The organism is Pseudomonas sp. NY15372, from assembly GCF_048068215.1.
In the GTDB taxonomy this organism is placed as follows: domain Bacteria; phylum Pseudomonadota; class Gammaproteobacteria; order Pseudomonadales; family Pseudomonadaceae; genus Aquipseudomonas; species Aquipseudomonas guariconensis_A.
This window is the reverse complement of record NZ_JBLUPY010000065.1, coordinates 1-9,099: the sequence shown is the minus strand read 5'-3', so window position 1 is coordinate 9,099 and position 9,099 is coordinate 1. Positions and strand designations below refer to the sequence as shown.

Below are 9,099 nucleotides of genomic sequence, written 5' to 3'. Positions count from 1 at the left end.
CAGCCAGGAAGAGTATTACCCCTTTGGCGGCACCGCAGTATGGGCTGCGCGCAATGAGGTCGAGGCCCGCTTCAAGACCGTGCGCTATTCCGGCAAAGAGCGCGATGCCACAGGGCTGTACTACTACGGCTACCGCTACTACCAATCTTGGGCAGGGCGGTGGTTGAGTGCAGATCCAGCAGGACCCGTGGATGGCTTGAACGTATTCTGGATGGTAGGGAATAACCCAGCTTCTGCCATCGACAGAGATGGACGAATGTTAGAAAAGGTCATGCGTTTTTTGAGCGAAGGAGGTCCATCACCTCTCGTCCGAGAATTTCAGGATTATATGCGTGTGGTCAATGATGATCAGCGAGAGGAGGTTGATGAGGCCACAAGACAAAGGGATGGGGAGATGTTGAGCCGCTTAGCTTCAAAGAGTAATGATTTGCCCGCACTGATGACTTATACAGAGGGAGGGAATGATGCATATCGGTTACTCAATGGGCATTTGCGTGGAACACTGTCGGTCGGGGAAGAGGATGAGTTTCGCCAAACGCATCCGAATTTTGTCGAGGAGCTTAGAGACGAAGTTTCAGTCCTTGAGGACTATGAGGGTGTTGCCTACAGAATGCTGACGGTTCCGACGGGTGTATATGGGAATGAGATAAGAGAAAATGATGTTGTGATCGACCAGGGGTACATGTCGGCATCCGCATTGCTTCGCAATACGATTGGGTGGGGGGATTGGGCCACGAGGCTGGCAGGCGAGGGCGCTGATCAAGTAGCACTGGTGCTGGATGAAACCGTGCCTAAAAAGATGGCGCCCACCACTATCTTGGCTGATCACATCTTAATCAGCCCTCTTACACAATTGAAAGTAAAGGAGATCAGTAAGGCCAGCAGTGGCACGACGGTGGTGAGGCTAAAGAGTGCGGATCACGCCTATCGGCATGATTTGAAAGATATCTATTCTGGTGAGGTCAGGTTCGAGCGGGAGACAACGTGGCTGGCTGATAAGTTGAGGGTTTGTCTCTGAAACGTGATGGTTCTAGAGTGCCGATGCCGGTGTTTCCAGCAATTACGTGCGCCAGCCTGTCTGCGATCCGGCGGCCACGGCCGGCAAATGGAGTTGAACCCAAGCAGACAGGACGGAAATGGACGGCGCAGTGGCGAAGCAAGAACTCATAGCTCATCCGTGACCCAGCGCCGCCACCACCTGCTCGACACTCACCTTCAAACCACCGACGGTATCCTCCGGTTCGCTGTCGATCACCAGCAGCCGGGCGCCACCGGCCTCGATCGCCGCCGCCACAGCTGGCTCTGGCTGGCGGTGGTGCAGGACCAGCGCCACGTCCTGGGCTTTCAGATTGTCGGTTAGCGTCTGCAGCGTGGCGGCATCCCATTGCCCATCGGCGGGCAATGGCTGGTCCACCACGTCCAGATTCAGCCCGCTGGCCAGGTACCCCAAGCGTTCGGACAGGCTGACCACACTGAGGTTGTCGACCTCGGCCAGACGTGTCTGCGACTCGGAGGCCAGGGCCAGCAATTGGCGCTTGAGGCCGGCGAGGTTGGCCTGGATCTTGTCCTTGTCGCCGGGCGACAGGCGTTCCAGGTCGTTGGCCACCACATCAGCCATGCGCCCGAGGTTGGTCGGGTTGAGCCAGGGATAGTGGGCAAAGGCTTCGTCTCCCTTGATCGCGATGCCCGGCAGGGCACCGTCCACCGGGCGCGCGGCATCGATCTCGACGATGCGGATATTGCTGCGCCGAGCCATGGGATACAGCGGGTCGTCGCGCCAGATCGAGCGTAGGCCGATGACCGCATCGGCCTGCTGCGCCGCCTTGTGCAGGCTGGCTCCACCGCGACCGCTGAAATAAGCAGGTTGGCGCGTGGCGGGCAGGTTGGCTGGTGCAGCGCGCTTGAGCTGTACCGAGGTGCCTTCGACCAGGGTCGCAGCCAGGCTGTGGGTCACCGGCAAGGTGGTCAGCACTTCGCTATCGGCAAGGGCCAAGGCGGGTACGCCGCCCAGGGCGAGGGCCAGGGTCAGGTGCTTGAGGTTCAGGGTCATGCCGGGTTTCCTTGCAGGCGGGGGAGGAGGGCGCGGGCCAGGGCCGCGAGGGCGAAGCAGGCGCCCGCGACCAGGATGATCGCCGCGCCCGAAGGCACAGGCAGGTCGAAGACGATGGGCAGCAGGATGCCCAACAGGGTGCTGAGGGTGGCGATGGCCAGCGAAATGAAGAAAAAGCCCTTGAGCGACTGGCTGACCAGGCGCGCAGCGGCGGCCGGGATCACCAACAGGGCACCGACCAGGATCGCCCCGATCACCTTCACCGATGCCACGGTGACCAAGGTCACCAGCACCACGAACAGGTAGTCCAGGGTCTTCACCGCCACCCCGCGCACCGCAGCCAGTTGCGGGTTGAAGCTGGCCAGCATGATGCGGTTGTACAGCGGCAAAGCCAGGGCCAGGACCAGCATCGCGACGATGCCCAGCACCACCAGGTCCTGGCCGCTGACCGTCAGTACCGAGCCGAACAGCACGTTCTCGAGGATATGCACGTTGATCTTGCCGGCCAGCATCAGCAGCAGGCTCGCGCCCAGCGCCAGGGACACCGAGAGGAACACGCCGATCAAGGTGTCCGGCGACAACCCGGTGCGGTTGCGCAGGAAATTGAGCAGCATGCCGAACAGCAGGCAATAGCCGAACAGGCTGCCGTAGGGCCCGGTGTAGGGCTCGCCGAGCAGGATGCCGATGGCAACGCCGGTCAGCGCGGCGTGGCCGACCGCCTCGGAGAAGAAGGCAAAGCGCTTGACCACCACCAGGGTGCCCAGGCCACCCAGCACGGGGCCGATCATCAGGCCCGCGAGCAGGGCGTTGATCACGAAACCGTAGGCCAGCGCCTCCGGCAGATAGCCCGCCGTGGCCCAGCCCTGGACCAGTTGGCGGAAGGCTTCATAGTTCATCAGGCAAGGCTCTCGCTGCGAGGGTGGACGGAGAACAGGCCCAGCAGGCGTTCCGGGGTCAGGGCCTGGGCCGGTGGGGCGTCGAACAGCACTTGGCGGCTCAGGCCCGTGACCCGGTCGGCCAGGCGTAGCACTGCCTCCAGGTCGTGCTCGATCCACAGCACCGTGGTGCCGGCCTGGCGCCAGGCCTGCAGCAGCTGCTCGAACACCTGGATGCCCGCTTCGTCCAGGGCCGACATGGGTTCGTCGAGCACCAGCAGCTGCGGTTCGGGGACCAGGCCCTGGGCCAACAGCACACGCTGGCGTTCACCGCCCGACAGCGCACCCATCCGCCGCTTGCGCTTGTCGAGCATGCCCACCCGTGCCAGGGCCGCGTCGATGGCGGGCCGGGCGTTGCGGGCCAGGCCCAGGAAGGCCGGGCGCTGCTGGCAGAGGGCAGCCATGAAGTCGTCCACGGTCATCGGCAGGCCACGGTCGAACTCCAGGGCCTGGGGCACGTAGCCGATCACTTCGCCTGGCCCTGGCCAGTGCAGGGTGAGCCGGCCCTGGTGGGGCATCTGCCCGAGCAAGGTCTTGACCAGCGAACTCTTGCCGCCGCCGTTGGGGCCGACGATGGCGTGCACGCTGCCGGGGGCCACGCTGAACCGTACCTGTTCGAGGATGCGCGTGCGCCCCAGGGTCAGGTCGATGCCGTCGAAGTCAATGCGTGGCCCACAGGCGGCATTGAGGTTGGCGGCGGTCACGCGCGAGTCTCCTGGATGGCGCGCACGACGGTATCGAGGTTGCGCTTCATCTCCACCTCATACTTGTCCTGGGTGTATTCGCCGTAGGAGATATGGGTCAGCGGGTAGATGCGCACGCCCGACTCGCGCTGAATGGTCTCGACGTAGGCGGACGGGAAGTCCATCTCCGAGAAGATCACCTGCACGTCCAGGGCCTTGAGCTGGTCGATGGTCTTCTTCAACTGGGCCGGGCTCGGCTCGATGCCATGGGCCGGCTCGACCACCGCGGTCACCTCCAGGCCGAAGTCGCGCACCAGGTAGTCGTAGGCGGCGTGGATGGTGGCCACGCGCAAGGACGCCTGTGGTGCCTGGGTGACCTTGGCCAGCGCCTCGGCGCGCAGGGTGCGCAGGCGTTTGGCGTAAGCCCGGGCATTGCTGCGGTAGAAGGCTGCGTTGTCTGGGTCGAGCTTGCCCAGTTCGCGGGCGATGTTGTTGACCTGGGCGATGGTGGCACTGATCGACAGGAAGGTGTGCGGGTTGACCACCTTGCCGGCGCCCCGGGCCGCGATGCCGGTGGCTGCCAGCAGCGGCACGTTGGCGTTGGCCTCGATGGTGGTGATGCCAGGCTTTTCGCTGGCGGCGATCATGCGGTCGGCGAAGTCGTCGTGGCCTACGCCGTTGAGCACGATCACATCCAGGGTGCCGATGCGCTTGATGTCCTCTGCACGTGGTTCATAGGCGTGGGGGTTGAAACCGGCCGGAATCAGCGGCACCACCTCGGCCTTGTCGCCAACGATGTTGCTCACGTAGCTGTAGTAGGGGTGCAGGGTGATGCCGATGCGCAGGGGCTTGCCGTTATCGGCCAGGGCCAGGACGGGCAGGGCGCAGGCCAGTAGCAGGGCGAGGGCGGAGCGGAGCATGGAGAAGTCCTTGGATTCAGTGGCGGTGTTGGCGGGTGACCCCGGCGTCGTAATGGCTGACCACTTGCTGCCAGCCCGCTGCGATCAGCGCAGCGGGGGCGAGGTCGTCGGGTACCACGGCGCTGCGGTCGCGACGTAGCCAGACATCGGCCGGTTGCCCCTGGCCTGGGGGCAGGATCAGCAGGAAGCTGCCGGCGACTGCGGCATCCTGGCTCTGGCCAAGGTACGCATCGCCTGGCAACCCTTGCCAATGATGCTGCCCGCGGCGCTGGCTGCTGGCGTCACGGGTGAAAGGCGGCAGGCCTTCCTCGGCCAAGGCCTCGACGCCTGGCAGGTAGCCGCTGTCTTCGCGCAACAGCTGGATTTCTTCGACCGCCACCCAGAGGTCGGTGTAGATGCCTTGCTCGGCCGCGCTGAGGTCGCGGCGGGCATCGATCTGGTGGCTGGCGATGGCCACCTCGTCCTGGCGCTCGCCGCGCAACAGCACCACCGTGGCGGCGAGGGCGACGATCAACAAGGCACTGAGCAGCACGTAGAGGGTTTCGTGCCCGGCGCCGGCGGGGCGCACCACCTGGGCGCGGCTCATGGCGCGGCGATGTCGGCGTGGTCGACTTCCACCACATGCCCGGGGCCGGCGTCGAACAGCACGTAGAATTCGCCGTCGGGGCGCTTGAAGGTCAAGGTCGAGTCATCGCCCAGCTTGCCACCGACCAGCACCTGCTCGTCGTAGCCGATCACATCCAGCGTCACCCCAGGCGCACCGCTGCCGTCGGAGAAGCCACCCTTGCAGGTGATCTGCTCGCCGGACTCGGTGCATTCGCACATCGGGTTGTGGGCCAGCGCCGGGGTCGCGGCCAGGGCCAAGAGGGGCAGGGCGAGCCTGCGCAGCAGTGGTTTCATTTCTTGCCTCCTTGTTGCTCGAGCCAGGCCACGGTGGCCGGCGATGCCTTGGCCAGTGGGACCGAGGCCTGGTGCAGCTGGCCGTCCCAGCCTTCGATGGTGATCCACAGCGCAGCGTCAGGACGGGTACGCGCAGGCACCGGCAGCGAGGTGCCCATGCGATACGCCGGGCCGAAGAACAGCGTGCCCGCGGCGCGCAGGCTGCGGGGCTTGCCGACGCGCAGGTAGACAGCCTTGGCGCCCTCGACGCACTGCGTGCACAGCGCGGCATTGAACTGCTTGAAGTAGCCGGCCGGGCCATTGGCGCGCGGGGCTTCATCGCGCAATTCGGCCAGGTCCAGGCGGTAGGGGCCCACTTGGATATCGCGGATCAGGTTCGCGCCCAACCCGGCGTCGCCGCGAAACAGCTTGGCGTCGGCAAAGTATTTGGGCATGAAGCCCAGAGGGATGAGGACCAGCAGGATGTTCAGGTGGAAACGCCACTTCAACCAGAACTGCTTCAGCGCGCTGGCGGGCAGGGTATGTGCCTGATTCATGGGCGGGCCTCCACGGCAGCCTGGCTGCGCGGCCTGGCTTCACGCTCGCTGCGCTTGAGGGCCGCAGCCGTGGCCTGGGCGGTGCGCTTGGTCCAGATCAGCAGGCCGCTGAACACCATCAGGGTCAGGATCAGGCCGAAGAAGGCCCAGACCAGTTTGATCGCCAGCCCGCCGAAGTCGCCGGTGTGCAGTGGGCGCATGGATTCGGTGACGAACTCCAGGGCCGAGCGGTCGCCGAGCAGGAACTGGCTGTCGACGTTGCGGGTGTAGGGGTTGACCTCGGCGGTCTGGAACATCAGCGGGTACCAGCCGCGCCCACCCAGGCTGATATGGCTGTAGGCGGTGCCCGGCAAGGTGATGAAACTGATCTCCAGGCCCGGAATGGCCTGCTGGGCGATACGCGCTGCTTCGTCGAGGTCGATGCGTGGTGCCGGGCTGCCGTCGACGGTGCGTGGCACCTCCTCGCGAGCGATCACCGGCACCACCGGTTCGCTGGAAATGGTGATGTGGTTGTCACCCAGGATCGCCTGGATCAAGAACCAAGTGCCGGTGATGGAGATGACGGCGATGAACCAGATCGACCAGAGCCCGGCCAGGCGGTGCAGGTCGCCCCAGAAGATACGCGAGCCATGGCTGCGGCGCGGCAGCTTGAAGAACCCTTTCCAGAACTTCTTGTACACCACCAGGCCCGTGATCAGCGAGGCCAGCATCGGCAGGCCGAGCAAGGAAACCAGGTACCAGCCCCAGCTGTAGCCATTGGTGAAGGGCACCAGCCACCAGCCGTGCAGGGCACGGGTGAAGGCTTCGAAGTTGAAGTCGGGCATCTTGCCTTGGATGACGCCGGTGTAGGGGTTGACGTAGAGCGTCGGCGCGGTGCCGTCGGGGTAGGTCACGGCGGCCTTCAAGGCGAAATGCGAGCCATCGGGCTGGCTGAGAAAGCGCACGGCCATGTCCGGTTCGGCCTGGTGCAGGGCATCGAGCACCTGCTGGTAACTGAGGCGCTGGGCATCGTCATGGGGCTTGTCGGCGCGCACGTCGGGGTTGGCCAGCCAGACGATTTCCTGGCTGACCACCGCGAGCATGCCGGTGAAGCAGACGATCAGCACGAAGAACCAGATCGGCAGGGCGAGCCAGCTGTGGACGAGAAACCACAGTCTGGACTTGGATTTTTTCGTTTGTCGGGCCATCGGTCTGTTCTGTTGTAAAGGGGAGAGGCGAGCCGAGGCTCAACCAAAGGGCTGCAACAGATAAGACGAATGAGAATCGAAAACCCGACCGAATAAATGCAAACAAATGTTTCAACCAGGTGCCGGCGGGCGTTTAATTTTCCCCGCTGGCCATCCGTTTCCCTGGGATATCGACCCTCCAAGGCTCGTGCCCAATCGAATGGATGACTGCTGATGAATGCCCAAGATGCGTTGAAACTTGCCCGCCGCTATATCGACCTGCCTCTGGAGAAGCGGCGGCTGTTCTTGCAGGCATTGCAGCGCGAGGGCATCGACTTCGCCCAGTTGCCCATCGCCGCGGCCCAGCTGCCGGTCGAGCGCCAGCTGTTGTCCTATGCGCAGAAGCGCATGTGGGTGCTGTGGCGGCTCGACCCGCAGGGCGCCGCTTATAACCTGCCGAGCGCGGTACGGCTGTGCGGCACGTTGGATCGTGGCGCGCTGGAGCAGGCATTCGCCGACCTGGTCGAGCGACACGCGACCCTGCGCACGCTATTCGTCGATGCGGGCGAAGGGCAGGTGGGCCTGGCCGAGGCCCACGAGCCGCTGACCATCGGCTACACCGACCTCGGCGACCTGGCGCCAGAGCTGCGCGAGGCGCGGGTGCAGGCGCTTGCTCATGAGCAGGTGTTCGCGCCCTTCGACTTGGCCCGGGGCCCCTTGCTGCGGGTCAGCCTGCTGCGCCTGGCGGACCAGGAGCACGTGTTGTTGCTCACGCTGCACCACATCGTCTCCGATGGCTGGTCGATGAACGTGCTGATCGACGAGTTCAGCCGCTGCTATGCCGCGCGGGCTGAAGGCAGTGCACCGCAACTGCCCTCCTTGCCGATCCAGTACGCCGACTATGCGCTCTGGCAGCGCAGCTGGCTGGAGGCCGGTGAGCAGGCGCGCCAGGTTGCCTGGTGGAAGGAATACCTGGGCCAGGCCTGCCCACCCCTGGAGCTGCCCCTGGATCACGCCCGCCCGCAGGTACCCAGCTACCGAGGTCAGCGCCACGAACTGGCGCTGGACCAGCCCCTGGCCGAACGCCTGAAGCAGGTGGCTCAGACGCACCAGTTGACGCCATTCATGGTGCTGCTAGCGGCGTTTGCGGTGTTGCTGCAGCGCTACAGTGGCCAGGGCGATGTGCGCATCGGCACGCCGATCGCCAACCGCAATCGCAGCGAGGTGGAAGGGCTGATCGGTTGCTTCGTCAATACCCAGGTGCTGCGCGTGCAGGTCGACCCCGGGCAGACGGTCGCCGAATTGCTGGCCGCGACCAAGGCGTCCGCACTGGGCGCCCAGGCCCATCAGGAGCTGCCGTTCGAGCAATTGGTCGAAGCCCTCGACCTGCCGCGTGGCGATGGTCACAACCCATTGTTCCAGGTCATGTACAACCATCAGCCCCAGGTCGCCGACGTCGATGCCATGCGCGTGGGCAGCGCACTGACCGTGCAGGCCATCGAGCCGACCCGCCGTACCACGCAATTCGATCTGACCCTGGACACCTATGAAAAAGGCGGCCGGCTGCACGCGGCGCTGACCTATGCCACCGACCTGTTCGAGGCCGGTAGCATCGCGCGCATGGGCCGGCACTGGGTCAACCTGCTGCGGGCGATGCTGGAAGACGCCGGGCAATCGGTCGGTAACCTGCCGATGCTCGAGGTGCACGAGCTGCGGCAAGGGCGCGAATGGAACGACACCTTCGCCGCATACGACCTGGCGTGCACCGTGCACCAGCGCTTCGAACAGCAGGCCGCGACCCAGCCCCAGGCACCGGCCCTGACCTTTGCTGGCCGACAGCTGAACTACGCCGAGCTCAACGCCCGGGCCAACCAGCTGGCGCACCTGCTGATCGCCCGTGGCGTCGGCC

10 protein-coding genes are annotated in these 9,099 nt (G+C 64.9%); 2 read left to right on the top strand and 8 right to left on the bottom strand.

What is annotated here, in order from left to right; translation table 11 throughout:
• A partial coding sequence (locus ACNFG0_RS22615; protein ID WP_416766489.1) for an RHS repeat-associated core domain-containing protein occupies positions 1–1,018 on the top strand: 1,018 nt, incomplete at its 5' end.
• A 153-nt stretch (positions 1,019–1,171) separates the two neighbouring features.
• On the opposite strand, the gene ACNFG0_RS22610 is transcribed toward ACNFG0_RS22615, so the two are convergent.
• The 8 genes from ACNFG0_RS22610 to ACNFG0_RS22575 are packed head-to-tail and all read right to left on the bottom strand — an operon-like array spanning position 1,172 to position 7,211.
• Positions 1,172–2,044, bottom strand: coding sequence for a metal ABC transporter substrate-binding protein (locus ACNFG0_RS22610; protein ID WP_416766490.1), 873 nt, complete (start codon positions 2,042–2,044; stop codon positions 1,172–1,174).
• 2 nt (positions 2,045–2,046) lie between these two features.
• Positions 2,047–2,946: a metal ABC transporter permease gene (locus ACNFG0_RS22605; RefSeq protein ID WP_416766487.1), complete on the bottom strand. Its 900-nt coding sequence runs from the start codon at positions 2,944–2,946 to the stop codon at positions 2,047–2,049.
• Complete coding sequence (locus ACNFG0_RS22600; RefSeq protein ID WP_196143595.1) at positions 2,946–3,689, bottom strand: metal ABC transporter ATP-binding protein; 744 nt, start codon at positions 3,687–3,689, stop codon at positions 2,946–2,948. The genes ACNFG0_RS22605 and ACNFG0_RS22600 overlap by 1 nt, the downstream gene beginning before the upstream one ends.
• Positions 3,686–4,588, bottom strand: coding sequence for a metal ABC transporter substrate-binding protein (locus ACNFG0_RS22595; protein WP_196143596.1), 903 nt, complete (start codon positions 4,586–4,588; stop codon positions 3,686–3,688). Before ACNFG0_RS22595 ends, ACNFG0_RS22600 begins: the two co-directional genes overlap by 4 nt.
• 16 nt (positions 4,589–4,604) lie before the next feature.
• A complete protein-coding gene (locus tag ACNFG0_RS22590) occupies positions 4,605–5,174 on the bottom strand; it encodes a DUF6162 family protein (protein WP_196166253.1) in 570 nt (189 codons plus the stop codon).
• A complete protein-coding gene (locus ACNFG0_RS22585) occupies positions 5,171–5,488 on the bottom strand; it encodes a hypothetical protein (protein WP_196143598.1) in 318 nt (105 codons plus the stop codon). The genes ACNFG0_RS22590 and ACNFG0_RS22585 overlap by 4 nt, the downstream gene beginning before the upstream one ends.
• The gene (locus ACNFG0_RS22580; protein WP_196143599.1) at positions 5,485–6,024 is read right to left on the bottom strand and encodes a thiamine pyrophosphate-binding protein; all 540 of its coding nucleotides are present in this window, start codon (positions 6,022–6,024) and stop codon (positions 5,485–5,487) included. The genes ACNFG0_RS22585 and ACNFG0_RS22580 overlap by 4 nt, the downstream gene beginning before the upstream one ends.
• Positions 6,021–7,211 (bottom strand): PepSY-associated TM helix domain-containing protein, encoded by a 1,191-nt coding sequence (locus ACNFG0_RS22575; protein WP_196143600.1) that lies wholly within the window; start codon positions 7,209–7,211, stop codon positions 6,021–6,023. The genes ACNFG0_RS22580 and ACNFG0_RS22575 overlap by 4 nt, the downstream gene beginning before the upstream one ends.
• Positions 7,212–7,424: 213 nt before the next feature.
• Between ACNFG0_RS22575 and ACNFG0_RS22570 the strand changes: the two genes are divergently transcribed.
• A partial coding sequence (locus ACNFG0_RS22570; protein ID WP_416766484.1) for a condensation domain-containing protein occupies positions 7,425–9,099 on the top strand: 1,675 nt, incomplete at its 3' end.

Excerpts from the sequence above, each read along its gene's own strand:
- ACNFG0_RS22580 (WP_196143599.1), bottom strand. The coding sequence starts at position 6,024 with ATGAATCAGGCACATACCCTGCCCGCCAGCGCGCTGAAGCAGTTCTGG.
- ACNFG0_RS22595 (WP_196143596.1), bottom strand. The coding sequence starts at position 4,588 with ATGCTCCGCTCCGCCCTCGCCCTGCTACTGGCCTGCGCCCTGCCCGTC.
- ACNFG0_RS22575 (WP_196143600.1), bottom strand. The coding sequence starts at position 7,211 with ATGGCCCGACAAACGAAAAAATCCAAGTCCAGACTGTGGTTTCTCGTC.
- ACNFG0_RS22590 (WP_196166253.1), bottom strand. The coding sequence starts at position 5,174 with ATGAGCCGCGCCCAGGTGGTGCGCCCCGCCGGCGCCGGGCACGAAACC.
- ACNFG0_RS22605 (WP_416766487.1), bottom strand. The coding sequence starts at position 2,946 with ATGAACTATGAAGCCTTCCGCCAACTGGTCCAGGGCTGGGCCACGGCG.
- ACNFG0_RS22585 (WP_196143598.1), bottom strand. The coding sequence starts at position 5,488 with ATGAAACCACTGCTGCGCAGGCTCGCCCTGCCCCTCTTGGCCCTGGCC.